Raw genomic sequence first — 26604 nt, forward strand, 5'->3', positions numbered from 1 at the left:
CTAGCCTTGCCGTCATGAATCGCTGGGAAGAGCTGACTGGTGGGAGCTCCGGAGAGGACTACGCCGCGCGTCTCGCGGTTGTGGCCGACAGCGGCAAGGACATGCATGGTGAGGCGCGATTCTGCGCCGCGCTCGTGCCCGCGGGAGCGCGGGTGCTGGACGCCGGGTGCGGTACCGGACGGGTCATGATCCGGCTCGCGGAGCTCGGGTATGACTGTGTCGGGGTGGATCTCGATGAGTCCATGCTGGCGGTGGCCCGCAGGGAAGCGCCGGACCTGACGTGGATCCGGGCCGACCTGACCGATTTTGCCCCGGCCGATGTTCATGCCGCTGCGGGCTTCGACCTCGTGGTCGCCGCCGGCAACATTTTCCCGCTTCTCGCCACAGGTACCGAGGCGGCGGCCGTCGGCCGAATGGCCGCGGTGCTGCGCCCGGGCGGTCTGTTCGTCTCCGGATTCGGCTTGGATGAGGCCCACCTGCCGGTGCCGCCAAGCATCACGCTGCCGGAGTACGACACCTACTGCGCCGCGGCGAGCCTCGCCTTCGTCGACCGCTTCGCCACCTGGGACGCCGACCCTTATGAGGGCGGCGGCTACGCGGTCAGCGTCCACCGGCGCTGAAAGATCCCGGAAGCCGTCTTGGCGCAGGCGGTATGGGTCGCGTGTTCTTGGGCCGTTTGCTTGCCGGGCGGGCTGTGGCGCTGAAGGTCGTCCATCCGCACTGCGCGCGCCAGGCGGTCGGTGACGCTTTCACGGCACCGGTGGTGGTGGCCGGTCCGGAGGGTGACTTGCCGTGGTTGGTGACCGTCCGCGTACCCGGGGCCGAGCCTTGCCGAGACGGTCGCGGCGGGCGGTCCTCTGATCCTCACCGCATAGGACACGGTCTGGGGCGAACGCCTGTGGCCAGTGGCCCGACCCGACTTGGCCGCACGAAGCCATACGGGTCGTCTCGGCATGTTCACGTGGTGGTGGCGAGTCCGGAGTGAGGGCCAACTATCGTCCTGAGGGGCCAGGCGCAGATCCTCGTCATAGGCGGCGGGGCCGGAACGGGCCGAAAAGCTTTGCATAAAACTTCCGGGCGCCGTATAGTCATGCCATCGACGAGGAGGGTCCATGGCATTCCGGGCAGCGGTGGCGGGAGCGAGCGGGTACGCGGGCGGGGAGATCCTGCGCCTGTTGCTGAACCACCCCGAGATCGAGATCGGCGCGCTCACCGGGAACACCAACGCCGGGCAGCGCCTCGGCGGCCTGCAGCCGCATCTGCTGCCGCTGGCCGACCGCGTCCTGGAGGCGACCGACGTGGAGGCGCTGGCCGGACACGACGTCGTCTTCCTCGCACTGCCGCACGGGCAGTCGGCCGCCGTCGCAGAGCAGCTCGGTGACACGGCCCTCGTCGTCGACTGCGGCGCCGACTTCCGGCTCGCGGACGCCGCGGACTGGGAGCGGTTCTACGGCTCCCCGCACGCGGGCACGTGGCCGTACGGCCTTCCGGAGCTGCCGGGTGCGCGCGCCGCGCTGGCGGGCTCCAGGCGCATCGCGGTGCCCGGTTGCTACCCCACCGCGGTCACGCTCGCGCTCTTCCCCGCGTACGCGGCGGGCCTGGTGGAGCCCGAGGCCGTCGTCGTCGCCGCGTCCGGCACCTCCGGTGCGGGCAAGGCCGCCAAGCCGCACCTGCTGGGCAGCGAGGTCATGGGCAACATGACCCCGTACGGCGTCGGCGGTACGCACCGCCATACCCCCGAGATGATCCAGAACCTCTCCGGCGTGGCCGGGGAGCGGGTCTGCGTCTCCTTCACCCCGACGCTGGCGCCGATGCCCCGTGGCATCCTCGCCACCTGCAGCGCCAAGGCCAGGCCCGGCACCACCGCCGACGCCGTACGGGGCACCTACGAGAAGGCGCTGGCCGACGAACCGTTCGCGCACCTGCTGCCGGAGGGCCAGTGGCCCGCCACCGCCGCCGTGTACGGCTCGAACGCCGCGCTGATCCAGGTCGCGTACGACGAAGCCGCCGGCCGGGTCGTCGTCGTCAGCGCCATCGACAACCTCACCAAGGGGACCGCCGGCGGCGCGGTGCAGAGCATGAACATCGCGCTCGGCCTCCCCGAGGGACTGGGCCTGAGCACCGCGGGGGTCGCACCATGACCCCCCGCCCCGCCGCCCGCGCCCGCCGCGCCGTCGCCGAGCTGCTCACCCGGGCCGCGCCCTGCGGCGCGGGGGCCGACGCGCCCGGCACGGCCCCGGTGACCGGGCCGTACACCGACATCACGGCGAAGGCCGCGCCCCTGCGGTGCGTCGGCCCAGAAGCGGACAAGGAGACGACACAGTGAGCGTCACGGCAGCACAGGGATTCACGGCGGCGGGCATCGCCGCCGGGATCAAGGAGAACGGCAACCCGGACCTCGCCCTCGTGGTGAACAACGGTCCGCGGCTCGCCGCGGCCGGCGTTTTCACCTCCAACCGCGTCAAGGCCGCCCCCGTCCTGTGGTCGGAGCAGGTCCTCAAGGGCGGTCAGGTCTCCGCCGTCGTCCTCAACTCCGGTGGCGCCAACGCCTGTACGGGCCCCCTGGGCTTCCAGGACACCCACGCCACCGCCGAGGCGGTCGCCGACGCCCTCGGGCAGAGCGCGGGGGAGGTCGCCGTCTGCTCCACCGGGCTGATCGGCGTCCGGCTGCCGATGGACAAGCTGCTGCCGGGCGTCGCCAAGGCGGCGGCCGAGCTCTCCGCCCACGGCGGCGAGAAGGCCGCCATCGCCATCAAGACCACCGACACCGTCCACAAGACCGCCGTGTACGAGGGCGAGGGCTGGACGGTCGGCGGCATGGCCAAGGGCGCGGGCATGCTCGCACCGGGCCTGGCCACCATGCTGGTCGTCCTCACCACCGACGCCGACCTGGACTCCGCCGCCCTCGACGGGGCGCTGCGCGCCGCCACCCGCACCACCTTCGACCGGGCCGACTCCGACGGCTGCATGTCGACCAACGACACGGTGCTGCTGCTCGGCTCCGGTGCCTCCGGCGTCACCCCCCCACCGGAGCCGTTCGCCGCCGCCGTCGAGCAGGTCTGCGCCGACCTCGCCCGCCAGCTGATCCGCGACGCCGAAGGCGCCTCCAAGGACATCAAGATCGAGGTCGTCAACGCCGCGACCGAGGACGACGCCGTCGAGGTGGGCCGCTCCATCGCCCGCAACAACCTCCTCAAGTGCGCGATCCACGGCGAGGACCCCAACTGGGGCCGGGTGCTCTCGGCGATCGGCACCACCTCCGCCGCCTTCGAGCCGGACCGCCTCAACGTCGCGATCAACGGCGTGTGGGTCTGCAAGTCCGGCTCCGTCGGCGAGGACCGCGAGCTGGTCGACATGCGCTACCGCGAGGTCCACATCACCGCCGACCTCGCCGCCGGCACCGAGACCGCGACCATCTGGACCAACGACCTGACCGCCGAGTACGTCCACGAGAACAGCGCCTACAGCTCATGAGCGCCCGCAAGCATACGGCCCTGCCCAAGGCGCAGATCCTGATCGAGGCGCTGCCGTGGCTGACCCGGCACCACGGCAAGACGGTCGTCATCAAGTTCGGCGGCAACGCCATGGTCGACGAGGAGCTGAAGGCGGCCTTCGCCCAGGACGTCGTCTTCCTGCGGCACGCCGGCCTCAAGCCGGTCGTGGTGCACGGCGGCGGCCCGCAGATCAGCGCGCAGCTCGACAAGCAGGGCCTGGTCAGCGAGTTCAAGGCGGGGCTGCGGGTCACCACCCCGGAGGCCATGGACGTCGTCCGCATGGTGCTCGCCGGGCAGGTGCAGCGCGAGCTGGTCAACCTGCTCAACCAGCACGGCCCGCTCGCCGTCGGCCTGACCGGTGAGGACGCCCACACCATCAGCGCGACCCGGCACCGCCCGATGATCGACGGCGAGGCCGTCGACATCGGCCGGGTCGGGCAGATCACCGAGATCGACACCGGTGCCATCCGGGCCCTGCTGGACGACGGCCGCATCCCGGTCGTCTCCTCCATCGCCCGCAGCGCCGACGACGGCCACATCTACAACGTCAACGCCGACACCGCCGCGGCGGCGCTCGCGGCCGCGCTCGGCGCGGAGACCCTGATGGTCCTCACGGACGTCGAGGGCCTGTACGAGGACTGGCCGCACAGCGACGAGGTGATCAGCCGGCTCACCGCGAGCGAGCTGGAGAAACTGCTGCCCGAGCTGTCCAGCGGCATGGTGCCCAAGATGGAGGGGTGCCTGCACGCGGTGCGCAACGGCGTCCACACCGCCCGGGTCATCGACGGGCGGGTCCAGCACTCGATCCTGCTGGAGATCTTCACCGACGAGGGAATCGGCACGATGGTGGTACCCGACGGCGTCGACACGGCGGGCGGCACATCGCGGAACGAAGGGGAACGGGCATGACCGGGACCGGCGACCAGGGGAACGAGGCGCTCACACGGCGCTGGCAGGGCTCCCTGATGGACAACTACGGCACCCCGCGGCTGCCCCTGGTCCGCGGCGAGGGCGCCCGGTACTGGGACGCCGACGGCAACGAGTACCTGGACTTCCTCGGCGGCATCGCGGTCAACGCCCTCGGCACCGCCCACCCCGCCGTCGTCCGCGCGGTCTCCGAGCAGATCGCGACCCTCGGCCACGTCTCGAACTTCTTCATCGCCGAGCCCACGGTCGCCCTCGCCGAGCGGCTGCTCCAGCTGTCCGGCCGGCCTGGCCGCGTGCTGTTCTGCAACTCCGGCGCCGAGGCCAACGAAGCCGCCTTCAAGATCGGCCGGCTGACGGGCCGTACGCACATGGTGGCCACCGACGGCGGCTTCCACGGCCGCACCATGGGCGCGCTCGCGCTCACCGGGCAGCCGAGGAAGCAGGAGTCCTTCCGCCCCCTGCCCGGTGACGTCACCCATGTGCCCTACGGCGACGCCGACGCGCTGCGCGCCGCCGTCACCGAGCGGACCGCGCTGGTGATGCTCGAGCCCGTCCAGGGCGAGAACGGCGTCATCGTGCCCCCGGCCGGATACCTGGCCGCCGCCCGGGAGATCACCCGCGCCACCGGCACCCTGCTCGTCATGGACGAGGTGCAGACCGGCATCGGCCGCACCGGCCACTGGTTCGAGCACCAGGCGCAGGGCGTCGAGCCGGACGTCGTCACCCTCGCCAAGGCGCTCGGCGGCGGCCTGCCCATCGGCGCCACCCTCGCCTTCGGCCCCGCGGCCGAGCTGCTGACCCCCGGTCAGCACGGCACCACCTTCGGCGGCAACCCGGTGGCCTGCGCTGCGGCGCTGGCCGTCCTGGACACCATCGCCCAGGAGGGCGTGCTGGACAACGTCAAGCGCCAGGGCGAGAAACTGCGCCAGGGCGTCGAGGCGCTGGACCACCCTCTGGTCGATCACGTGCGCGGTGCGGGCCTCCTGCTGGGTATCGTGCTCACCGAGCCGCTCTCCGCGCAGGTGCAGAAGGCGGCTCAGGACGCCGGACTCCTGGTGAACGCCGCCGTACCCGACACGGTGCGGCTCGCCCCGCCGCTGATCCTCGGTGACGCCGAGGTGGACGCGTTCCTGGGGGCGCTGCCGGGTGTCCTCGACGCCGTACATGCCGCAGAGGGACACCGATCCGGAGAATGACACGACGATGAGCGAGGCGCAGCAGCAGGCCGGCGGGGGAGCCGCCGCCGTACCGCAGACCCGGATGGCACGCCACCGGCGGATCGTCGACATCCTCAACCGGCTGCCGGTGCGGTCCCAGAGCCAGCTCGCCAAGCTGCTCTCCGACGACGGGCTGAGCGTCACCCAGGCGACGCTCTCCCGTGACCTCGACGAACTGGGCGCGGTGAAGATCCGCACCAACAACGGCGAACTCATCTACGCCGTGCCCAGCGAGGGCGGTTTCCGCACCCCCATGGCGCCGCTCGGGGAGTCGGTGAAGGAGGAGCGGATGAGCCGCCTCGCCGGCGAACTGCTGATCTCCGCGGAGGCCTCGGCCAACCTCGTCGTCGTCCGCACCCCGCCCGGCGCGGCGCAGTTCTTCGCCTCCGCGATCGACCAGGCCGAGGTGTACGACATCCTCGGCACGATCGCGGGCGACGACACGGTCATGCTGATCAGCCGCGACCCGGCCGGCGGGCAGGCGGTCGCCGACCACCTGCTGCGCCTGGCCGCGGGCGGTTAGGACCGGGCCCCGGGCCCGGTCAGACGACGGGGCTCAGGCCCCCGTCGAGGTTGATGCCGGTGCCGGTGACGTAGCCGGCCCGGCCGGACAGCAGGAAGGCCACCAGGTCGGCGAACTCCTCGGCGCGGCCCACCCGGCCCAGGGGGATGCCGGACTCGCGGCCCATCGTGGCGTACAGCTCCTCGACGGTGATCCCGCGCTCCTCGGCCTGCCGGGTCCACTGGCCGCTCTCGACCAGGCCGACGAGCACGGCGTTGACCCGGATGTTGTCGGGCCCGAGCTCCTTGGACAGCGCCTTGGTCAGCGCGAGGCCGGCCGCGCGGGAGACCGAGGTCGGGGTGCTGCCCGCGCCGGGGGCCTTGGCGGAGACGGCGAGGGTGTTGACGACGCTGCCGCCCCCCGCGGCGCGCAGGTGGGGGAGGGCCAGCCGGGTCAGCCGCACCGCGGCGTGCAGCTTCAGCTGCAGGTCCTCCTCCCACACCGAGTCGTCCTGGCGCTCGAAGAAGCCGGCCGCGCTGCGCCCGGCGTTGTTGACCACGGCGTCGATCCGTCCCCAGCGCCCGTCGGCGGCGGCGACGAAGCGCTCGAGGTCCTCGGGGCGGGTGACGTCGGCCGGCACGCCCAGTACGTCGGCGCCGGTGGCGCCCAGTTCCTTCACCACGTGCTCGATGCGCTCGGGGTCACGTCCGCACAGCGCCACCTTGGCGCCCTCGGCGGTCAGCCGGCGGACAAGGGCCGCGCCGAGTCCGTCGGACCCTCCGGTGACCAGCACGACCTTGCCGTTCAGTTGCAGATCCATGTGACGCATTCTTGCCACCTGGAACAGCTGATCGTCAAGCGCTCAACTTGGCGACGAAACGCCCGAATCCCGAGGTGTGCCAGGTCGTGCCGTCGGGGTCGACGGCGAAGGCCTCCACATCGGGGAGTCCTTCCAGCCATTCCCGGGCCCGGCCGCCCATGGCGTAGCCGGCCGTCGCCCAGGTGTCCGCCTCGGTGAGGGACGCGCACACCACGGTGAGCGACGCGAGTCCCCCGGCGGGCGGCGCACCCGTGTGCGGGTCGAGGATGTGGCAGCCGCGTTCGGCGGGACCGGAGGTGGCGACGGCCAGCTCGCCGTCCGCCTCGACGACGGTGGCCAGCCCCCCGGGCCGCAGCGGATCGGCGATGCCGACCCGCCAGGGGCCGCCGGTCAGCTGGACGTCGCCGCCGCCGTTGAGGCAGACCTTCCCGGCGCCCGCCGCCGCGATCGTCCTGGCGGCCCGCTCGACCGCCCAGCCCTTGACCAGGCCGGTGGGGTCGAGCGCGGTGCCGGGGCCCGCGTAGCGCGGGGTGAACCAGCCGTCGGTGCGGCGCTCGGCGTCCCCGCACAGCCCCAGGACCTCGCGCACCTCGGGTGAGCACTGCGCGAGGGCGAGTTCACCACGGCCCAGCCGGCTGATCTCGCTGTCGGCCCGGAAGGTGGAGAACACCGCGTCGACCTGGTGCAGGCCCGCCACCGCCTCGTCCAGGGCCGCCCGGACGCGCGGCTCGCGGGCACCGCGCACGTCGAAGGAGAACACCGTCCCCATGCAGTGCTCCACGTGCCGCAGGCGCGGGGGGTTGTCGGACATCGTCAGGCACCGGCCTTGTCCAGGGCGCTCTGCAGCGACTTCCGGTAGCCCTCGCTGGTGAAGGAGGCACCGGAGACGGTGTCGATCTGCGCGCTCTGGGCGGTGACCGCGGCCCGGTCGAGCTGCGGGACGGCGCTGGCGGTGAGCTGGTCGCTGGTGGGGGTGCCCGCGGGCGCCTGGACGGCCGTGGCCGAGACGATCCGCCCCCCGTCGACCGTGATCTTGACCTGGACGGGGCCGTAGCTGGTCTGCGCGACGTCCCCGGTGACGGTCTTCCGCGCGGGCGCGCCACCCTGCTTCCCCGGGGCCCGCGCCCCGCCGGTGCCGCGTCCGTCCGCCGGGGCCGAGGCCACCGGCACCGACGGGTCCGGGCCGGCGGGCGAGGGGGCCGCGGAGACCGGCGGCCCCTGCTGTGCCGGGGCCCCGGCCTGCGAGGTGAAGGGCGCCGTCGTCGGCTTCAGGGCGAGCAGCAGCACGACCCCGGAGACGGTCGTCACGCTGCTCAGGAGGATCCGGCGCAGCGGGTGCTTCTTCTTCACTCGGACCTCACATCTCGAAGGACTCGTGGTGGATACGGCGTTCGGGCACTCCCGCCTCGCGCAGCGCGGAGTACGACTCCTCGGCCAGCCCCGGGGGGCCGCACAGGTACACGTCGTGCCGGTCGATGTCCGGCAGCATCCGCCGCAGTCCCTGCGCGGTGATCTCCGGGCGGGCGCCGCCGGGTCCGTTCACCGCGTACACCAGGCGTGCGCCGCGTTCGGCGGCGATCTCCTCCAGCTCAGCCCACAGCGCGAGGTCCTGCCTGCTGCGGGCCCGGTACAGCAGCGTGAGGTCGCCGGGCGCGGCCGGCAGCGTCTCGAACAGCGCCCGCAGCGGGGTGATCCCGGCGCCGCCCGCCAGCAGCAGCACCTTGCCGCCGCGGCGGCGGGCGGCCGTCATGGCGCCGTAGGGGCCCTCGGCCCACACCCGCGTGCCGGGTTCGAGCGAGGCCAGCGCGGAGCTGTGGCCGCCCACCGCCTTGACGGTGATCCGCAGCAGGTCGGGCCGGGGCGGCGCCGACAGCGAGTACGGGTTGGCGCTCCAGCGCAGCCCCGGGGCGAGGAAGCGCCAGCGGAAGAACTGGCCGGGCTCGGCGCCCAGGCGGTGCAGCCTGCGTCCCGTGATCAGCACCGAGACCACGCCCGGCGCCTCCTCGACGGTCTCCGCGACCCGCATGCGGTGCCTCATGTTGAGCCGGACCGGCACCAGCACCCGGTACCAGAGGACCAGCCCCGTCACCGAGCCGTACAGCGCGTACCAGATGCCGCGCGCGGTGGCGCTGCCCGCGAACTCGGCACCGGTGGCCAATTGGTGCCAGAAGGTCAGGTAGACCGCTGCGTAGGTCAGCAGGTGGACGTAGTACCAGGTCTCGTAGCGCAGCCGGCGGCGCAGGACGCCCGCCGAGACGAAGCCGATGACCAGCAGCAGCACGGTGCCGGCCGTCGCCTCGATCATCCGCGGGTAGTCCAGGACCACGGAGACCGACTGCTGTACGAGCGGCTGCCCGGACTGCTCGGAGTAACCCCACAGGATCAGCGCGACGTGGACGACGACCAGGCAGACGGCGTACCGGCCGCTCATCGCGTGCCAGCGGGCCACCCGGTCGCTGCCCACGCGCCGCTCCAGCGCGGGGACGCGCGCCATCTGCAGGACGACCAGGGCGATGGCGTAGCCGCCGAGCAGGCCGGTGATCCGGCCCGCCGCGGTGAGCCAGCCGGCCGTGGTCGGCTGGATGTAGGGGGTGTTGCCCCACCACAGCCACACGACCCCGGCGGCGCCCGCCCAGGCCAGCAGGAGCAGCGGGATCGCGGGGGAACGGCGGGGCCGGATCCGGCGCATGGCCTGCCGCCTGCCCGCCCTGCTGTTGTGGATCATCGTGGTCGTGGCCGCCATGCGCATGGGTACGCACGGCTCCGCGCCCCTGCTCAAAGCCCGGTTTCCCACCACGCGCCGTACCGCGATGTGGTATTGCCGTGCGCTCCGCGGGGCGGACGGGTGCGGGCGGCCCGATCGTCCGGGGCGCGGCTGTCGCGGGGAGCGGCCGACCCGCCTGTGAGCTGCGACGACACGGCCGATTGACGAATCATGCGGGGGAGTGCATACTTATACCCAACAGCGTATGCATCACCATCGCCGCCATACGCACCGGACCTCGCGCACCAAAGGAGAGACCCGTGACCGAGCGCGTCGTACTCGCCTACTCGGGCGGACTGGACACCTCCGTCGCCATCGGATGGATCGCCGAGGAGACCGGCGCCGAGGTCATCGCCGTGGCCGTGGACGTCGGCCAGGGCGGCGAGGACCTGGACGTCATCCGCAAGCGGGCGCTCGCCTGCGGCGCGGTGGAGGCCGAGGTCGCCGACGCCAGGGACGAGTTCGCCGACGAGTACTGCCTCCCGGCGATCAAGGCCAACGCCCTCTACATGGACCGCTACCCGCTGGTCTCCGCGCTCTCCCGGCCGACCATCGTCAAGCACCTGGTGGCCGCCGCCAAGAAGCACGGCGCCTCGATCGTCGCCCACGGCTGCACCGGCAAGGGCAACGACCAGGTCCGCTTCGAGGCCGGCATCTCCTCCCTCGCCCCCGAGCTGACCTGCATCGCGCCGGTCCGCGACTACGCGATGACCCGGGACAAGGCGATCGCGTTCTGCGAGGAGAAGAACCTCCCCATCGCCACCACCAAGAAGTCCCCCTACTCGATCGACCAGAACGTCTTCGGGCGGGCCGTCGAGACCGGCTTCCTCGAGGACATCTGGAACGCCCCGATCGAGGACGTCTACGAGTACACCCAGAACCCGGCCGGCCCCCGCGAGGCCGACGAGGTGGTCATCACCTTCAAGCAGGGCGTCCCGGTCGCCATCGACGGCAAGCCGGTCACCGTCCTGCAGGCCATCCAGCAGCTCAACGAGCGCGCGGGCGCCCAGGGCGTCGGCCGGATCGACATGGTCGAGGACCGCCTGGTCGGCATCAAGTCCCGCGAGGTGTACGAGGCTCCGGGCGCGATCGCCCTGATCACCGCCCACCAGGAGCTGGAGAACGTCACCGTCGAGCGCGAACTCGCCCGCTACAAGCGGCAGGTCGAGCAGCGCTGGGGCGAGCTGGTCTACGACGGCCTGTGGTTCTCCCCGCTCAAGCGGGCCCTGGACGGCTTCATCGACGAGGCCAACCAGCACGTCACCGGCGACATCCGGATGACCCTGCACGGCGGCCGCGCCGTCGTCACCGGCCGGAAGTCCGACCAGTCCCTGTACGACTTCAACCTGGCGACCTACGACACCGGCGACACGTTCGACCAGTCGCTCTCGAAGGGCTTCATTGAGATCTTCGGCATGTCGTCGAAGATCGCGGCCAAGCGCGACCTGGCCTAGTCAGTAGCCTCGACCACGGCAGCCCGCCTCCCCGCCCCTGCCGGCGGGGAGGCGGCCGCACATCCACCCCCGAGGGAAGCGAGCAGACCAGTGAGCACCAACAGCGGCGACGTCCGGCTCTGGGGCGGCCGTTTCGCCGACGGTCCCGCGGAGGCGCTGGCCAAGCTCTCCGCGTCCGTCCACTTCGACTGGCGGCTCGCGCCGTACGACATCGCCGGCTCCCGCGCCCACGCGCGCGTGCTGCACAAGGCGGGCCTGCTGAGCGACGTCGAGCTGACCCGCATGCTCGCCGGCCTCGACCAGCTGGAGTCCGACGTCGCCGACGGCTCCTTCACCGGGACCATCGCCGACGAGGACGTCCACACCGCCCTGGAGCGCGGCCTGCTGGAGCGGCTCGGCCCCGACCTCGGGGGCAAGCTGCGGGCCGGCCGGTCCCGCAACGACCAGGTCGCCACGCTCTTCCGGATGTACCTGCGCGACCACGCCCGGATCATCGGCGGCCTGATCGCCGAGCTGCAGCACGCCCTGGTCCGGCTTGCCGAGACGCACTTCGACGTCGCCATGCCCGGCCGCACCCACCTGCAGCACGCCCAGCCGGTGCTCTTCGCCCACCATGTGCTCGCCCACGTCCAGGCGCTGTCCCGGGACGCCGAGCGGCTGCGCCAGTGGGACGAGCGCACGGCGGTGTCCCCGTACGGTTCCGGCGCGCTGGCCGGTTCCTCGCTCGGGCTGGACCCGGAGGCGGTCGCCAGGGACCTCGGCTTCGAGCACGGCTCGGTGGCCAACTCCATCGACGGCACGGCCTCGCGCGACTTCGTCGCCGAGTTCGCCTTCATCACCGCCATGATCGGCGTCGACCTCTCGCGGATCGCGGAGGAGGTCATCATCTGGAACACGAAGGAGTTCTCCTTCGTCACCCTCCACGACGCCTTCTCCACCGGCTCGTCGATCATGCCGCAGAAGAAGAACCCGGACATCGCGGAACTCGCCCGCGGCAAGTCCGGGCGGCTCATCGGCAACCTGACCGGCCTGCTCGCCACGCTGAAGGCGCTGCCCCTGGCGTACAACCGCGATCTGCAGGAGGACAAGGAGCCGGTCTTCGACTCCTGCGACACCCTCGAGGTCCTGCTGCCCGCCTTCACGGGCATGATGGCCACGCTCACCGTCAACCGGGAGCGCATGGAGGAGCTCGCCCCGGCCGGCTTCTCGCTCGCCACGGACATCGCCGAGTGGCTGGTGAAGCGGGGCGTGCCCTTCCGTGTCGCGCACGAGGTCGCGGGGGAGTGCGTCAAGGTCTGCGAGGCCGAGGACATCGAGCTGGACCAGCTGACCGACGAGCAGTTCGCCAAGATCTCCCCGCACCTCGCTCCCGAGGTGCGCACCGTGCTGAACGTGCCCGGCGCGCTGGCCGCCCGCGACGGTCGCGGCGGGACCGCTCCGTCGGCGGTGGTGGTCCAGCTCGCCGAGGTCAAGCGGGACCTCGCCGTCCAGTTGGCGTGGGCGCAGGCCAAGGGCTGATCCCGCGAGCAGGGAGCCCGGCCGGGTCCGTCCACCCGGCCGGGCTTCTTCCTCGTCGCGTGTGAGACATTGATGTCTCATCTGGGTTAGCCTTGTCTCATGAGCTTCGATCGTGAGCAGGTCCTGCGGGACGCGGCCGACCTGCTGTCGCGGCGCGCCACCGCCTCCATGGACGAGATCGCCAAGGCCGCCGGCATCAGCCGGGCCACGCTCCACCGGCACTTCCCCGGCCGGGACGCGCTGGTGCGGGCCCTCGGCCTGCTCGGCATCGCGCAGACCGAGGAGCGCCTGGACGCGGCGCGCATCGAGGAGGGCGACCCCGTCGAGGCCGTCCGCCGGCTCATCAGCGAGGCCGTGCCCGTCTCCGGTTTCCTGGCCTTCCTCTACGGCGAGAACCAGATCTACGACGTCGCCGAGATCAACGAGGGCTGGGCGCGCATCGACGCCCGGGTCGCCGCCCTCTTCCGGCGCGGCCAGGAGGACGGCGCGTTCCGCTACGACCTGACCCCCGCCTGGCTCGTCGAGGCGCTGTACGCGCTCATCGCCGCTTCGGCCTGGTCCGTCCAGGACGGCCGCATGGCCCGCCTCGACCCCGCCCGCATGGTCACCGAACTGCTGCTCGGCGGCATGCTGCGCGACCCCCGGAGCCGGTCGTGACCACCGCCGCACCCGTCACCACCCCGCGCCACGACGACCGCGGCCACCCGGGGCGCTGGCTCGCCCTCTGCGTCCTCACCCTCGCGCTGCTGCTCATCGCCGTCGACGCCACCGTGCTCGGCCTGGCCGTGCCCTTCCTCAGCGCGGACCTGCGGCCCACCTCCACCCAACTGCTGTGGATCGGCGACGTCTACTCCTTCGTCATCGCCGGCCTGCTGGTCTCCATGGGCGGCCTCGGCGACCGCGTCGGACGCAAGCGGCTGCTGCTCACCGGCACCGCCGCCTTCGGCGCGCTCTCCGTGCTCGCCGCGTACGCCACCACCCCCGGCATGCTCATCACCGCCCGCGCCCTCATGGGCGTCGCGGGCGCCACCCTCATGCCGTCCACGCTCGCACTGATCCGCACCCTCTTCCCCGACCCGCGCGAGCGGAGCTTCGCCATCGGCGTCTGGGGCGCCGTCTCGACCGCGGGCGCCGCCCTCGGCCCGGTGGTCGGCGGGATCCTCCTCGAGCACTTCTGGTGGGGCTCGGTCTTCCTCATCAACCTGCCCGTCATGGCCCTGCTGCTCGTCGTGGGCGCCCGGTTGCTGCCCGAGTCCCGTGACCCGGCGCCCGGCCCCTGGGACCCCGCCAGCGTCCTGCTCTCGCTGCTGGGCATGTTCGGCGTCGTCTACTGCGTCAAGCAGCTCGCCGTGCACGGACCCGGACCCGGCGCGGCCGGTGCCGGCGTCCTCGGCGCGGCCTGCCTGTACACCTTCGTCCGCAGGCAACTCGCCCTGCCCAAGCCGCTGCTGGACATGCGTCTGTTCCGGCACCGGGGCTTCTCCGGCGCGGTGCTGGCGGACCTGCTCACCGTGCTCGGGCTCGCCGGGAGCGTCTTCTTCCTCTCCCAGTTCCTCCAGCTCGTCCAGGGCCGCTCCCCGCTCCAGGCGGGACTGTGCGAACTCCCGGCGACCCTCGGCGCCGCCGCCACCGGGCTCGTCGCGGGCGCCGTCGCGCGCCGCTGGTCGGTGCGGGTCGCCGTCACGGGCGGCCTCGGCGCCACCGGACTCGCCCTGACCGCCCTCCTGGCCCTGCGCCCCGGCACGGGCTACCTCTTCCTCGGCGCGGCCCTGCTGGTCGTCGGCGCCGGAGCCGGGCTGTCGTTCACCGTCACGGCCGACGTCATCCTCTCCAGCGTCCCGCCGCAGCAGGCCGGTGCCGCCTCCGGCGTCTCCGAGACCGCGTACGAACTCGGCGCCGCCCTCGGCATCGCCCTCCTGGGCTCCGTGGTCACCGGCATCTCCGGCGGCCCGGCCTCGGCCGACCCCGCCGCCTTCACCGACGGCCTGCGCGCCGCCTCCGCCGCCGGGGGCGCCGTCCTGCTGCTGGCGGCCACCGCCGCCTGGCGCCTGCTGCGCGGCCAGCGGCTCGCGGACGGCCGGGTCACCCCGGTGGGCCCCTGACGGCCTGACGGGCTGACCGTCCGGGGCCCGGTCAGCCGGCCCCGGGGTCGTCGAGGGTGAAGACCGTCAGCCACTGCGAGCCGGCGGGCGTGTAGCCCAGGTCCATCAGCGCCGTGGTGACCGCGCGCATGTGCCCCGCGCCGTACAGGATCCCGGCGGTGAACGGCTCGGGACGGCCGGCGCGGGCGTGGTGCACATGCGTCACCGCGTCGATCAGCAGGCGGTCGCGCCGGTGCACCACCAGGTCGTCCGTCCCCGTCCAGAATTCCGCGGCCTCCACCTCGTCGTCGCCGGGCAGGTCCTCGAGCTGCAGGTGCCGGGCGAGGAACCGGCGCGTACCCAGCAGCCGCATGCCCGCGACGTAGACGGGGATGAGCGCGGCCAGCGTCGCGCGCTCCCTGAGCGGCACCCGCCGCCACCTGTCGTCGAACTCCTCACCGGTCATGTCCGGGCACACCACGGGCACGCCCAGCGTGGCGAAGTCGATGTCCTGGACGACCAGTCCCAGGCGTTCGTGGCCCGCGAGGCTGCGGTACGACCGCGTGAGCGCCAGCGCCGCCGTACCGCCCCGGACGCCCTCGGCGATCACCAGGTCGCACGAGGCGCGCAGACGGGCCGTCACCTCCGCGTAGAACGCCGGCTCCGCCAGGTGGACCATCGGGTACAGCTCGAAGGTCAGCGCCGTCCCACGGCTGCGGAAGCGGATGACCGCCGACCGTACCCCTGCCAGCTCCGTGACCTCGATGTACTGCACGCGTCCCCCCGCCCCCGGCGGATCCGTCAATCGGGGGGACGCGCCACGAGGGCCGAGGGGTTGCACCGGTGCCCGCGCGGACCACCGACGTCAACTCCCGGCGAGCGAGGCGGGTTTGCAGTCCGTATGCTGCCGGTACCCGCCGCGGGGGAGGGAGCGCCATGAGCACGGACGCACAGTCCGGCCAGGACACCGACGTCCTGGCCGTCCTGAGGGAGCACACCCTCGACTGCCGCTACGAGGAGGCCGAGGCCCTCATCGGCGCCGAACTCGCCCGGGCGGAAGGCGACCCGGGGCGAACGGCCCGACTGCACGTCGCGCGGGGCCGGTTGCGGCTGCGGCAGTACGAACACTCCGCGGCGCTCGCGGAGTTCGCCACGGCCCTGCGCCACGACCCGGAATGCGGCCCGGCGGCGGGGTGGCGCGTGGCGGCCCTGGACCGCATGGGCCGCCACGACGAGGCCCTGGCCGAGGGCACGGCGGCCGCGGCGCGGCTCCCGGAGGCCGTGGACGTCCACACCGCGCTGGGCTGGCTGCACCACAACGCCTGCCGCTGGGACGAGGCACTGGCGGCCTTCGAGCGGGCCACCGCCGTCGGACCGCGCCACGCGGAGGGCTGGATCGGTGCCGCGTGGACGCGTGTCGAACTGGGCGACACCGCGGCCGCGCTGCGGGGACTGGAGGACGCCGAGCGCGGCCTCGCCGACCCCGTCGAGGTCCGCTGCGCAGCCGTACGGATCGCGGCGAGCCGGAGCGGTGGCGAGGTCGCCCACGCCAAGCTGGCCTCCGCCCGCTCCCTGGACAGGGACGGCATCGCCGTACTGACGGCGGAGGCCAGGTACGAGAGCGGCCGGGGGACGGGCCGGGCCGCGCTGGAGGCCGCCGAGCGCCTCGTGGCCCGGTACGGCCGCCGGCCCGACGCGCACGTCGAACACGCCCGCTGCCTCATGGAACTCGGCCGCCGGGACGAGGCCGCCCTGGCCTGCGACCGGGCGCTGGCGCTCGAACCGCGCTGGGCGCTCGCGTGGGAGTACAAGGCCGCGGTGCAGCGGCTGCGCGGCGACCTGGCGGGAGCGCTGGCCACGGGCCGGCGGGCGGTGCGGGCGTGCGGGTACTCGCCCGGAGTCAGGCTCGAACTGGCCGTCGCCGAACTCGCCGGCGGAGCACCCGACCGCGCCCTGGCCCTCACCGAGGAGGCGCTGGCACTCGATCCCTGCTCCGGCTGGGGCTTGGGCGTCCGCGCCGAGCTGCTGCTGCGCGGCGGCGACGTGGACGGGGCCGTCGCGGCCGTCGCGCACGCGGCCGCGCTGCGGCCCGCCGACCCGGAGGCACTGGCGAGCCTCGCCTGGGCCCTGGGCGCGGCCGCCCGGTACGACGAGGCGCTCGCCGCCCTGGCACGCGCCAGGGAGCTCGACCCCGCAGACACCTCCCTGATCGAGCGCGCCCTGGCCATGCTGCGCAGCGCCCACCGCTGGGACGACGCGGCGGACCTGATCGCCTCGGTGCGTGCCGCGGACCGCACCGGTGACCTGGAGGGACTGCTCCTGGAGGAACAGGCCTGCCTGTCCTACGCGCGGGAGCAGTATGCGCGGGCACTGGAGGAGTGCGAGGCCGCGCTGCGGGCGGAACCGGGACGCCGCTTCGCGGCCCGCCTGCGCGCGCGGTCCCTGCGCGGGCTCGGACGTCTCGCCGACGCCGAGGCCGCCGCCCGGCAGTGCGCCGAGGCCGCCGCCGACGACCCCGAGGCCTACGCCCTCCTGGCGACGGTCCTGTTCGCCGCGGAGCGCACCGACGAGGCACTGGCCGCCGTCGACCGCGCCCTGCTGCTCGACGGCAACTCGGCGCAGGCGCACGGCGCGCGGCTCGACGGCCTCCGGGAGGCGGAACGGTGGGACGAGGCCGAGGCCGCCCTGGAGGAGGCCGCGCGCTGCGGCGTACCCGCCGACGTCGTGGCCGCCCAGCGTGCCAGGACGGCCCTGGGGCGGGACGATCACGACGCGGCCCTGGCCGCGGCCGAGGAGTGCCTGCGCCTGCGTCCGGACGACGTGGAGGCGCTGGAACTGCTCACCGCGGCGCACCTCGGCCGCGGAGACGGGCCCGCGGCCGAGTCGGCCGCGGGCCGGGCCGCCGCCGCGACGCCCCGCTCGGCCGCGGGCCCCTGCGTGCTCGCCTGGCTCTTCGCCGAGCTGGACCGCCCGGCAGAGGAGTGCGCGGCGTACGAGGAGGCGCTGCGGCGTGAACCGGACCACCGGGACGCGCTGCTCGGCAGGCTCTCGGTGCTGCGCAAGCTCGGGCGCTGGGACGAGGCCGAGCGGGCCGCGGAGGAGGCGGCCGGGCTGCGGCCCGAGGACCCGCACGTGCTGATCGCCGTGGGCCGGCTGTACTCGGCGATGGAACGCCCCGGCGACGCGCTGCCGTTCGCCCGGCGCGCCGGCGAACTCACCGATGGTGCCGCCGACGCCGTGGGTCTGCTGGCCTGGGTGCTGCGCCGCTCCCGGCGCTGGGACGAGGCGGAGCAGGTGCTGCGGCGCAGCGTGGAACGCCGTCCCACGGCGCCGGACGCCCACATGGACCTGGCCTACTGCCTGTGGGACCAGGACAGGGACGCGGAGTGCCTGGAGAGCGTCGACCGCGCCCTCGTCCTGCGGCCCGACCGCGTCCGCACGCTGACCTTCAAGGTGGAGGTGCTGTGCGCGCTGCGGCGGTGGAACGAGGCGGAGGCCGTGGCGCGCCGTGCGCGCGGCAGCCACCCGGAGATCGCCGCCGCGCACGTCGCGACGGCCCAGGTGCTCGCCGGCACCTACCGCCGGGAGGAGGCACTGCCCCACCTGCGGCGCGCCCTGCAGCTCGAACCGGACCACGAGTGGGCGTGCCGGCTGCTGATCGGCACCCTCGCCGGGCTGGGCCGCTTCCAGGAGGCGGAACAGGCCGCGGAGGCGCTGCTCGGCCAGGTCCCGGACGCGGTGTCCGTGCGGTGCCGGCTGGCCGCCGTGCTCCGCGAGCAGCACCGTTACGACGAGGCCCTGGCCCAGTGCGAACGCGCCCTGGCCGACGACCCGTACAGCGTGGCCGCCCACGACCAGCGGGCCACCGCACTGCGCGAGTGCGGCAGCCTGGACGAGGCCGAGAGCTGCGTCGAGGAGTTCACCCGAGGCCGCCCGCACCTGACGTCCATCCGGTTCGAGCTGGCGGCGGTGCACGCGGAGCGCGGCGACCACACCACGGCCCGGCGGGTCCTGGACGAGCTGCTGGAGTCCGCCCCCGGTCCCCTCGGCCGGGCCGAGGCCCGTGCCGCGACCGGCTGGGTCGCGCTGATGGACCAGCGTCCGCTGGACGCGGCGGACGCCTTCGGGGAGACCCTGCGGCAGTGGCCGCACGACCACGACTTCCGGGTCGGCCGCGCCTGGTCGCTGGTGCGCCTGGCGGACCTCGTCCCCGGCGGCCCGCAGGCGGACGAGCGCCTCGCCGAGGCGGCCGCCCACTGCCGTGCCGTCAGCCGTGAGGACCCGCGCAACGCCGTCGCCCACACCTGCCTCGGGCTGATCGCGCACCGGCGTGGGGAGCCCGCCGCCGCCGAGCGGCACCTGTCCCGGGCCGTGGAACTGGACCCGTACGGGCGCTCCCACACCGAACTGGGCGCGCTCCACGTGCAGCTCGGCCGGTACACGCAGGCCGAGACCGTGCTGCGGAGGGCCGTGGAACTGGACTGGTACGACGTACAGGCCCACGTCGAACTGGGCAGCCTGGCACTGCACCGGGCCCGGGAGGGCGCAGGCGCCGCCACACTGGCGGAGGCGGCCGGGGAGTTCCGCCGGGCCGTCGCGGTGGACCCGGACAGCGGCAGCGCGGCCCTCGGGCTCGCGGTGGCGCTGGCGGAGGGCGCGGGGGACCTCGGCGCCGCCGAGGAGGAACTGCGGCGTGTGCTGGGCCGGCGCGGGGTGCGGGACCAGCCGGAGTGGCAGCTGCGGCTCGCACTCGCGCGCCTGCTGGTGCAGGCCGGCGACGCCGAGCAGAGCGCCGACCGTTACCACGACGCGGGCGTGGAGGCCCGGGCCGCGATCCGGCTGGCCGAGCGCGAGGCCGAACCGCACTTCGTGGCGGGTGTCGTGGAGCAGCGCCTGGGCACGCAGACCGTCGACGTCCGGCTGAAACTGCTCCACCGGAGCCGGGCCCGGCGTTTCCTGACCCGCTGCCGCCGCCTCGACCCGGCGCACCAGGACGCGGAGCGGGCGCTGCGGCTGCTGGAGGAGGACGCCCGGGCCGCCCGGGGGAGCCGGCTGAGCAGCGCGGTGCTGGTGCTCGTGGCGACCGCCGTCCTCGCCGCGGCCTGGGTCGACTTCCTGTGGAAGCACCACGTCACCGCCGTGATGCTCACGACGCTGACGCCGGTGCTGGCCGGGCTCATCGCGGTCGGGTTCCTGCTGCCGGTGCTGATCCGGCTCAAACTCCCGGGCGGGATGGAGGCCGACCTGTCGGCGAGCATCGGCCAGATCTCCCGCGGCCCACGCGGCGAGGTCGTGCTCACCCCGGCGCGGACGCCCGCCGGCAACGGGCCGGTCGGCCGGATGCCGCGCCTGTGAGCGGGGAGGGGGCCGGGGGTGCTACGCCGCCGTCGCGTGGTCCGTGGCCTTGGACGCCTTCGCCTTCGTGGCGTAGATGTCGACGTACTCCTGGCCCGACAGCAGCATCACGTGGCTCATCACCTCGTCGGTGACGGCACGCAGCACGTAGCGGTCGCGGTCCATGCCCTCGTAGCGGGAGAACTCCAGCGGCTTGCCGAAGCGGACGGTGAAGCGGTGCACCCGCGGGACGCCGGCGCCACCCGGCTGGATCCGCTCGGTGCCCACCATCGCGAACGGGACGACCGGCGCCCCGGTCATCAGGGCCAGCCGCGAGACGCCCGTGCGCCCGCGGTAGAGACGGCCGTCGGGGGAGCGGGTGCCCTCGGGGTAGATGCCGAAGACCCTGCCCTCGTCCAGGATGCGACGACCGGTCATGAGCGCGGCGACGCCGCCGTGACCGCCGTCGCGGTCCACGGGGATCATGCCGACGGAGGTGAAGAAGGCCGCCATCAGCCGGCCCTTGATCCCGGGGGTGGTGACGTACTCGTCCTTGCCGATGAAGAAGACCTGACGCTTCACGACCAGGGACAGGAACATCGAGTCGATGAACGTGACGTGGTTGCCGGCGAGGATCACGGGACCGTCGCCCGGGATGTGCTCCGCGCCCTCGACCCTGGGGCGGAACAGGACGCGCATCAGTGCTCCGAGCAGTGCCTTGAGGATGATGCGGAACAACGGGTCCTCCGGTCGTGGTCGGCGGGAGTCCGGCCGGACGCCCGCGGGGGTTCGCCCACCAGTGTGCGCCTCCCCCGGTGAGGACGATACTTCCGCCACGTCGCGACACGCACACCGGGTTCACACGACCGGTACGCATTGTTGATCTGCGTTTCCGTCGCGTTCCGTCGCTCGCCGCCCGACGGCAACACCGGCCCGCCTACGATGCGCGCGTCGCTTGGCAGGATCCGGACAGACGTTCGGCCGACACGAGGGAGCGCACATGACGCACGAGCAGCAGGGCGGCCGGGAGCAGCGCAGGGGGCCCGGGCGCCGGGCACTGATCGGGGCCGCGGCGCTCGGCGCCGGCGTCACCGTGCTCGGCGGCGCGGGCACCGCCGTGGCCGGCGAGCGGGACTCCTCGCACGGCTCCTCGCACGGTTCCGTCCCCGTCCTCCCGCTGCCGGTCCCGACCGTCGTCGGCCACCGCGGTGCGAGCGGCTACCGCCCCGAGCACACCCTGGGCTCGTACCAGCTCGCCCTCGACCTCGGCGCCGACGTCATCGAGCAGGACGTCGTCCCCACCAAGGACGGGCACCTCGTCTGCCGCCACGAGCCGGAGATCGGCGGCACCACGGACGTCGCCGACCACCCCGAGTTCGCCTCCCGCAGGACCACCAAGACCATCGACGGGGTCGCCACCACCGGCTGGTTCACCGAGGACTTCACCCTCGCCGAGCTCAAGACCCTGCGCGCGGTCGAGCGCCTGCCCGCACAGCGGCAGCGCAACACCCTCTACGACGGCCACTGGGAGGTGCCCACCTTCGAGGAGGTGCTGCGCTGGGCCGACGAGCAGGGCCGCAAGCGCGGCAAGGCAGTCTGGCTGCACGTCGAGACCAAGCACCCCACCTACTTCCGCGGCATCGGCCTGGGCCTGGAGGAGCGGCTCGCCAAGCTGCTGCGCCGCTACGGCCGCGACAAGCGCAACTCCCCGCTGTTCCTGCAGTCCTTCGAGCCCGGCAGCATCCAGCGGCTCGGCGCGCTCGGCCTGCGCAACCCCAAGGTCGTCCTGCTGGACGCGGCGACCACCCGTCCGTACGACTTCGTCGCCGCCGGGGACCCGCGCACGGTCGCCGACCTCGTCACCCCGGCCGGTCTGAAGTGGATCGCCGGTTTCGCCCAGGGCATCGGCCCCACCCTGAACCTGATCATCCCGCGTGACGCGACCGGCAAGCTCGGCACGCCCACCACGCTGGTGCGCGACGCCCACAAGGCCGGGCTGATCCTGCACCCCTACACGATGCGCAACGAGAACAGCTTCCTGCCCGCCGACTTCCGGGTCGGCACGGACCCCAACGCCTACGGCGACGCCTTCGGCGCCTTCAAGGTCTACTTCGAGCAGGGCATCGACGGCATCTTCTCGGACAACTGCGACACCGCGCTCCTGGCCCGCGCGGACTTCCTCGGCCGGAAGTGATCGTCAACACGAGGTGATCCCCTCCCGCGCACGGGTGGTTCCCCCGCCTGGGGGCAACCACCCGGCGCGGCACGGGTGTCCCGGCGGGCATGACCCCGCGCGTACGACACGAAGAACTGGCCGCCATCCGGCCGCTGCTCGCCGCCGAGGCCGCGGCCGAGTCGGTCCCCGCCTGCATCGAGGCGGCCGACCTCGAACAGTCCGTGTGGCTGCGGTTGCTGGAGCTCCCCGAGCCGCCCGCCGACCCCGCCCGCTGGCTGCGCCGTGCGGTGCGGGCCGAGGCCCGCCTCGCCGTGCGCCGGGCCCGCCGGGAGACGCCGTACGGCCCCGGCCGCCACCCTGCCGCCGCGGCCCTGCCGAGCACCGAACAGCAGGTGCTCGCCGCCGAGCAGCGGCGCACCCTGTTGGCCGCCGCACGCCGGCTGCCCGGGCGCTGTCCCGAGCTGGTATCCGCCCTGATCTCCCGTTCCGACCCCACTTACCGGGAAATCTCCCGGGAGTTGGGAATCTCACAGGGCAGCCTCGGGCCGATGCGTTCCCGGTGCCTGAGTTGCCTGCGTACGATCCTCGCAACCGGGGTTGCAGCACCCGTACGACGGGGTAATGCACCGTAAACAGTCGGCGTACGGACGCTTGTGCACGGCCACGCCGCCTTCCGGAAACGATTCAGGGCAACGTCCCGCGCCGCACCCTCACCCCCCGCGGCCCGGGCGGACTCGAAGGAGAGGCCAGCGCACATGGGCATGAGCGTGACCATCTCTGCGGCGACCGTCGACGACGCCGAGAAGATCCTCAAACTGCAGTACCTCTGCTACCAGGACGAAGCCGCACTGTACGGGGACTACGGCATAGAACCGCTGACCCAGACCCTCGACGCGCTGCGCGCCGAACTCGAGGGCGGGGTCGTGGTGGTGGCCCGGCTCGGCGAGGAGGTGGTGGGTTCGGTCCGCGGTTCCGTGGACGAGGACGGCACCGCGCGGATCGCCAAGCTGATCGTCCACCCCCGCATGCAGCGGCACGGACTCGGCGGCCGTCTGCTGCGGGCCATCGAGGAGCGGCTGGCCGCGGAGAGCGAGGCCAAGCGGTACCGGCTCTTCACCGGTCACCGCAGCGAGTTCAACCTGCGGCTGTACCGCAAGCTGGGCTACGCGCAGGTGGGCAGCGTCGAACCGGTCACCCGGCAACTGAGCCTGGTGCACATGGAGAAGCCGGCCGACCGGCCCGAGACCTACGCCGCGAGCGCCTGAGCCCGCGTCAGGATCAGGAGTCCTGCTGTGGCCGTGCCTGCCGGCGCAGCCACAGCAGGCCGGTCACCGGCACGACGACGGGCAGGAACAGGTAGCCCATGCCGTAGTCGGACCACACGGTCTGGTCCGGGAACGCCCCGGAGTCGACCAGCGTCAGCGTGCCCACGGTCAGCACGCCGACCAGTTCGAGGGTGCAGCTGACCAGCGCCACCTTCCGCGCGCCCTCGCCGCCCCGCCACAGGGCCACCGTGATCACCGCGTAGAGGACGCCCGCCAGCAGCGAGAGCAGGTAGGCCAGCGGCGCCTCGTCGAACTGCAGGCTGATCTGCACGACCGCGCGGGAGAGCGCGGCGACGGTGAAGACCCCGTACAGGGAGAGCAGCAGCCTGCCCGGCCCGCGGCCGATCCCGCGCTCGGCGGCGGCCGGCGCAGTGTTGCCCTTCGCGGTCTCAGGCACTGACGCCTCCCCAGATGTCGTGGAGCCGCACCTCGAGCACGGCCAGGACCACCCCGCCCGCGGCCACGATCGCCGAGCCCCAGCGGGTCCGCTCGGTCAGCGACATGAAGCCCGCCGCCGGGACGGTGCAGGCCGCGCCGATCAGATACGCCACGAAGATCGTCGTACCGTCCACCGGCTTCTCGCCACCGGTGAGCTTGACCACTCCTATCACCAGCTGGACCAGCGCCAGCACCGCCACCAGTGCCATGCCGATGAAGTGCCAGTCCTTGGTGGGCTGGTCGCGGAAGGCCGCGTAACCGCACCAGGAGGCCAGGAGCAGCGCCGTGGCCGAGACCACGATCGTGAGCGCGTCGAGCATGGCGCGACTCTATTACGGGCGGGAATCGCCGGGTCCCCACCCCCTGGGTGTCCACATTCCGGACTGCGGGATCGGATATTGGTACGCCGTACGGGCGTCTGCTTTACTGGTGCGCATGACCACGACGAACCGCCGCTGCCGCGCGACCGAGGCGATGACGCCCGGTGTTCGTCGTATGTGTCGAATGTGTGCACGCTGAGGGCCCACGCCACCTGAGTCTCGCGCCCCGAAGCGAGACCCGCCCCTCCTGCCACGGATCGCACCTCCCCATGGACCTGGAACTGCAGCAGACCTTCCGCCGCTGCCGGCTGGCGCACGCCCCCCAGCCGCCCGGCACCCACTGCTGACCTTTCTCCCACGCCCTCCGAGGGGCGCAGCCATGCCATGTCCGCGGTCCATACGCCCCGTGTGCGGCTTTCGTTCGCCGCGCACTCGACAGTGACGGAAATCCAGTGATCACCACAACGGGCCTGACCAAGGTCTACCGTTCCCGTGACCGGGAGACGGTGGCCCTCGACGGCGTCGATCTGCACGTCCGCGAGGGTGAGGTGTACGGCGTCGTCGGTCGCAGCGGCGCCGGCAAGAGCACGCTCATCCGCTGCGTCAACCTGCTGGAGCGGCCCACGGCGGGCACCGTCGAGGTGGCCGGCCGGGACCTGACCGCGCTCGCCGGCCGCTCCGACCGGGCGGGCTCCGCGCTGCGGACCGCCCGCACGGGCATCGGCATGGTCTTCCAGCACTTCAACCTGCTGTCCTCGCGCACCGTCCGGGACAACGTCGAGCTGCCGCTGGAGATCCTCGGCGTCTCCGGCCGCGAGCGCCGCCGCAAGGCCCTCGAACTGCTCGACCTGGTCGGCCTCGCCGACAAGGGCCGCGCCTTCCCGGCGCAGCTGTCCGGCGGCCAGAAGCAGCGCGTCGGCATCGCCCGCGCCCTGGCCGGCGACCCCAAGGTGCTCCTGTCCGACGAGGCCACCTCGGCGCTCGACCCCGAGACCACCCGCTCGATCCTGCAGCTGCTGCGCGAACTCAACCAGCAGCTCGGCCTGACCATCCTGCTCATCACCCACGAGATGGACGTGGTCAAGGCCATCTGCGACTCCGCCGCGCTGATGAAGGGAGGCCGCATCGTGGAATCCGGCAAGGTCACCGACCTGCTCGCCACACCCGGCTCCGAACTGGCCCACGAACTCTTCCCGGTCGGCGGCGAGCCGTCCGGTGCCGGCCGCACCGTGGTCGACCTCACCTTCCACGGCGAGGCCGCCACCGAGCCCGTCATCTCCCAGCTCTCCCGCACCTACAACATCGACATCTCCGTGCTCGGCGCCGCCCTGGAGACCATCGGCGGCCGCCAGGTCGGCCGGATGCGGATCGAACTGCCCGGCGCCTTCGAGGACAACGTGGTGCCGATCGGCTTCCTCCGCGAGAAGGGCCTCCAGGTCGACGTCGCCCCGGTCGGCGGCGACGAGCTGGTCGAGGAGGGCGCGAAGTGAGCTGGTCGGAAATGCAGCCGCTGCTTTCGCAGGCCTGTTGGGAAACGCTGATCATGGTCGGCTGGTCCACCCTGATCGCGGTGGCCGGGGGACTTCCGCTGGGCGTCCTGCTGGTGCTGACCGACCGCGGCGGACTGCTGCGCAACGCCACGGTCAACAAGGTCGTCGGCGTGGTGGTGAACCTCGGCCGCTCGCTGCCCTTCCTCATCCTGATGATCTCGGTGCTGCCCTTCACCCGCTGGGTGATCGGCACCACCATCGGCGCCGAGGCCATGGTCGTCCCGCTCTCCATCGGCGCCATCCCGTTCCTCGCGCGGCTGGTGGAGACCTCCGTCCGCGAGGTCGACGACGGACTCGTCGAGGCCGTCCAGGCCATGGGCGGCAGCACCTGGACCGTCGTCCGCAAGGCCCTGCTGCCCGAGTCGCTGCCCTCCCTGATCGCCGGGCTCACCACCACGGTGATCGCGCTCATCGGCTACTCCGCCATGGCCGGCACCATCGGCGGCGGCGGCCTCGGCGACCTGGCCATCCGCTACGGCTACCAGCGTTTCGAGACCTCCCTGATGCTCGTCACGATCGGCGTGCTGATCGTCATCGTGACCGCCGTCCAGCTCGCCGGCGACCTCGCCGCCCGCAGCGCCTCGCACCGCGGCCGCAGCTCCACCACGCCCCGGCTGCGCCTGCTGCGCCCGGCCGCGACCCCCGAAGCCTCCTGACACCGCAAGGCAACACCGTTCCAGAAAG

General features: G+C 73.2%; 25 protein-coding genes. 17 read left to right on the top strand and 8 right to left on the bottom strand.

The window, feature by feature from the left end; genetic code table 11:
- Nucleotides 1–14: 14 nt before the first annotated feature.
- The 7 genes from ACFYYN_RS17155 to ACFYYN_RS17185 all read left to right on the top strand — a co-directional run bounded on the left by ACFYYN_RS17155 (nucleotide 15) and on the right by ACFYYN_RS17185 (nucleotide 6161).
- Nucleotides 15–620, top strand: a complete 606-nt coding sequence (locus ACFYYN_RS17155; protein ID WP_500546465.1) for a class I SAM-dependent methyltransferase — start codon at nucleotides 15–17, stop codon at nucleotides 618–620.
- Nucleotides 621–1112: 492 nt separating this feature from the next.
- Entirely contained in the window at nucleotides 1113–2141 is a 1029-nt protein-coding gene (gene argC, locus ACFYYN_RS17160) for an N-acetyl-gamma-glutamyl-phosphate reductase (protein WP_500546466.1), read from the top strand.
- Entirely contained in the window at nucleotides 2138–2326 is a 189-nt protein-coding gene (locus tag ACFYYN_RS17165; protein ID WP_499510867.1) for a hypothetical protein, read from the top strand. The genes argC and ACFYYN_RS17165 overlap by 4 nt, the downstream gene beginning before the upstream one ends.
- On the top strand, nucleotides 2323–3474 hold the full coding sequence (gene argJ, locus ACFYYN_RS17170) for a bifunctional glutamate N-acetyltransferase/amino-acid acetyltransferase ArgJ (protein ID WP_500546467.1): 1152 nt from the start codon (nucleotides 2323–2325) through the stop codon (nucleotides 3472–3474). The genes ACFYYN_RS17165 and argJ overlap by 4 nt, the downstream gene beginning before the upstream one ends.
- On the top strand, nucleotides 3471–4403 hold the full coding sequence (gene argB / locus ACFYYN_RS17175) for an acetylglutamate kinase (RefSeq protein ID WP_500546468.1): 933 nt from the start codon (nucleotides 3471–3473) through the stop codon (nucleotides 4401–4403). The genes argJ and argB overlap by 4 nt, the downstream gene beginning before the upstream one ends.
- The gene (locus ACFYYN_RS17180) at nucleotides 4400–5617 is read left to right on the top strand and encodes an acetylornithine transaminase (protein ID WP_500546469.1); all 1218 of its coding nucleotides are present in this window, start codon (nucleotides 4400–4402) and stop codon (nucleotides 5615–5617) included. The genes argB and ACFYYN_RS17180 overlap by 4 nt, the downstream gene beginning before the upstream one ends.
- A gap of 7 nt (nucleotides 5618–5624) precedes the next feature.
- The gene (locus ACFYYN_RS17185; RefSeq protein WP_499510863.1) at nucleotides 5625–6161 is read left to right on the top strand and encodes an arginine repressor; all 537 of its coding nucleotides are present in this window, start codon (nucleotides 5625–5627) and stop codon (nucleotides 6159–6161) included.
- Nucleotides 6162–6180: 19 nt separating this feature from the next.
- Here the strand turns inward: ACFYYN_RS17185 and ACFYYN_RS17190 are convergent, their stop codons facing one another.
- The 4 genes from ACFYYN_RS17190 to ACFYYN_RS17205 are packed head-to-tail and all read right to left on the bottom strand — an operon-like array spanning nucleotide 6181 to nucleotide 9703.
- A complete protein-coding gene (locus ACFYYN_RS17190) occupies nucleotides 6181–6960 on the bottom strand; it encodes an SDR family oxidoreductase (RefSeq protein ID WP_500546470.1) in 780 nt (259 codons plus the stop codon).
- A gap of 34 nt (nucleotides 6961–6994) precedes the next feature.
- Nucleotides 6995–7771 (bottom strand): FAD:protein FMN transferase, encoded by a 777-nt coding sequence (locus ACFYYN_RS17195; RefSeq protein ID WP_500546471.1) that lies wholly within the window; start codon nucleotides 7769–7771, stop codon nucleotides 6995–6997.
- Between the two features lie 2 nt (nucleotides 7772–7773).
- The gene (locus tag ACFYYN_RS17200) at nucleotides 7774–8310 is read right to left on the bottom strand and encodes an FMN-binding protein (RefSeq protein WP_500546472.1); all 537 of its coding nucleotides are present in this window, start codon (nucleotides 8308–8310) and stop codon (nucleotides 7774–7776) included.
- A gap of 7 nt (nucleotides 8311–8317) precedes the next feature.
- The gene (locus ACFYYN_RS17205) at nucleotides 8318–9703 is read right to left on the bottom strand and encodes a ferredoxin reductase family protein (protein WP_500322362.1); all 1386 of its coding nucleotides are present in this window, start codon (nucleotides 9701–9703) and stop codon (nucleotides 8318–8320) included.
- Nucleotides 9704–9984: 281 nt separating this feature from the next.
- Between ACFYYN_RS17205 and ACFYYN_RS17210 the strand changes: the two genes are divergently transcribed.
- The 4 genes from ACFYYN_RS17210 to ACFYYN_RS17225 all read left to right on the top strand — a co-directional run bounded on the left by ACFYYN_RS17210 (nucleotide 9985) and on the right by ACFYYN_RS17225 (nucleotide 14798).
- Nucleotides 9985–11178: an argininosuccinate synthase gene (locus ACFYYN_RS17210; RefSeq protein ID WP_500546473.1), complete on the top strand. Its 1194-nt coding sequence runs from the start codon at nucleotides 9985–9987 to the stop codon at nucleotides 11176–11178.
- A 90-nt stretch (nucleotides 11179–11268) separates the two neighbouring features.
- Nucleotides 11269–12696: an argininosuccinate lyase gene (gene argH, locus ACFYYN_RS17215; protein ID WP_499510857.1), complete on the top strand. Its 1428-nt coding sequence runs from the start codon at nucleotides 11269–11271 to the stop codon at nucleotides 12694–12696.
- Nucleotides 12697–12795: 99 nt separating this feature from the next.
- Nucleotides 12796–13353 carry a TetR/AcrR family transcriptional regulator gene (locus ACFYYN_RS17220; RefSeq protein ID WP_500546474.1) on the top strand — a complete coding sequence of 186 codons (558 nt, stop codon included), beginning with the start codon at nucleotides 12796–12798 and terminating at the stop codon, nucleotides 13351–13353.
- On the top strand, nucleotides 13350–14798 hold the full coding sequence (locus tag ACFYYN_RS17225; protein ID WP_500546475.1) for an MFS transporter: 1449 nt from the start codon (nucleotides 13350–13352) through the stop codon (nucleotides 14796–14798). Before ACFYYN_RS17220 ends, ACFYYN_RS17225 begins: the two co-directional genes overlap by 4 nt.
- A gap of 31 nt (nucleotides 14799–14829) precedes the next feature.
- Here ACFYYN_RS17225 and ACFYYN_RS17230 read toward each other — a convergent pair whose 3' ends face one another.
- Nucleotides 14830–15552: a hypothetical protein gene (locus tag ACFYYN_RS17230; protein WP_500546476.1), complete on the bottom strand. Its 723-nt coding sequence runs from the start codon at nucleotides 15550–15552 to the stop codon at nucleotides 14830–14832.
- Between the two features lie 161 nt (nucleotides 15553–15713).
- Here ACFYYN_RS17230 and ACFYYN_RS17235 point away from each other — a divergent pair, with 161 nt between their 5' ends.
- Nucleotides 15714–20132, top strand: coding sequence for a tetratricopeptide repeat protein (locus tag ACFYYN_RS17235; protein ID WP_500546477.1), 4419 nt, complete (start codon nucleotides 15714–15716; stop codon nucleotides 20130–20132).
- 21 nt (nucleotides 20133–20153) lie between these two features.
- On the opposite strand, the gene ACFYYN_RS17240 is transcribed toward ACFYYN_RS17235, so the two are convergent.
- On the bottom strand, nucleotides 20154–20810 hold the full coding sequence (locus tag ACFYYN_RS17240) for a lysophospholipid acyltransferase family protein (RefSeq protein ID WP_500322404.1): 657 nt from the start codon (nucleotides 20808–20810) through the stop codon (nucleotides 20154–20156).
- A 301-nt stretch (nucleotides 20811–21111) separates the two neighbouring features.
- Here ACFYYN_RS17240 and ACFYYN_RS17245 point away from each other — a divergent pair, with 301 nt between their 5' ends.
- From ACFYYN_RS17245 to ACFYYN_RS17255, 3 genes are all read left to right on the top strand, one after another.
- Nucleotides 21112–22305: a glycerophosphodiester phosphodiesterase gene (locus ACFYYN_RS17245; RefSeq protein WP_500546478.1), complete on the top strand. Its 1194-nt coding sequence runs from the start codon at nucleotides 21112–21114 to the stop codon at nucleotides 22303–22305.
- Between the two features lie 89 nt (nucleotides 22306–22394).
- Nucleotides 22395–22919 carry a sigma-70 family RNA polymerase sigma factor gene (locus ACFYYN_RS17250; RefSeq protein WP_500322371.1) on the top strand — a complete coding sequence of 175 codons (525 nt, stop codon included), beginning with the start codon at nucleotides 22395–22397 and terminating at the stop codon, nucleotides 22917–22919.
- A 123-nt stretch (nucleotides 22920–23042) separates the two neighbouring features.
- Nucleotides 23043–23552, top strand: coding sequence for a GNAT family N-acetyltransferase (locus ACFYYN_RS17255; RefSeq protein WP_500322372.1), 510 nt, complete (start codon nucleotides 23043–23045; stop codon nucleotides 23550–23552).
- A gap of 13 nt (nucleotides 23553–23565) precedes the next feature.
- Here ACFYYN_RS17255 and ACFYYN_RS17260 read toward each other — a convergent pair whose 3' ends face one another.
- Both ACFYYN_RS17260 and ACFYYN_RS17265 read right to left on the bottom strand, forming a co-directional pair.
- A complete protein-coding gene (locus tag ACFYYN_RS17260; RefSeq protein ID WP_500546480.1) occupies nucleotides 23566–24009 on the bottom strand; it encodes a hypothetical protein in 444 nt (147 codons plus the stop codon).
- Nucleotides 24002–24370: a hypothetical protein gene (locus ACFYYN_RS17265; RefSeq protein ID WP_499510848.1), complete on the bottom strand. Its 369-nt coding sequence runs from the start codon at nucleotides 24368–24370 to the stop codon at nucleotides 24002–24004. Before ACFYYN_RS17265 ends, ACFYYN_RS17260 begins: the two co-directional genes overlap by 8 nt.
- Before the next feature lie 452 nt (nucleotides 24371–24822).
- Here ACFYYN_RS17265 and ACFYYN_RS17270 point away from each other — a divergent pair, with 452 nt between their 5' ends.
- Both ACFYYN_RS17270 and ACFYYN_RS17275 read left to right on the top strand, forming a co-directional pair.
- Nucleotides 24823–25860 carry a methionine ABC transporter ATP-binding protein gene (locus tag ACFYYN_RS17270; protein WP_500546481.1) on the top strand — a complete coding sequence of 346 codons (1038 nt, stop codon included), beginning with the start codon at nucleotides 24823–24825 and terminating at the stop codon, nucleotides 25858–25860.
- Nucleotides 25857–26576, top strand: a complete 720-nt coding sequence (locus ACFYYN_RS17275; RefSeq protein ID WP_500322376.1) for a methionine ABC transporter permease — start codon at nucleotides 25857–25859, stop codon at nucleotides 26574–26576. Before ACFYYN_RS17270 ends, ACFYYN_RS17275 begins: the two co-directional genes overlap by 4 nt.
- The last annotated feature ends 28 nt before the right edge of the window (nucleotides 26577–26604 follow it).

This window comes from Streptomyces sp. NPDC001902, from assembly GCF_042891295.1.
Taxonomy (GTDB): domain Bacteria; phylum Actinomycetota; class Actinomycetes; order Streptomycetales; family Streptomycetaceae; genus Actinacidiphila.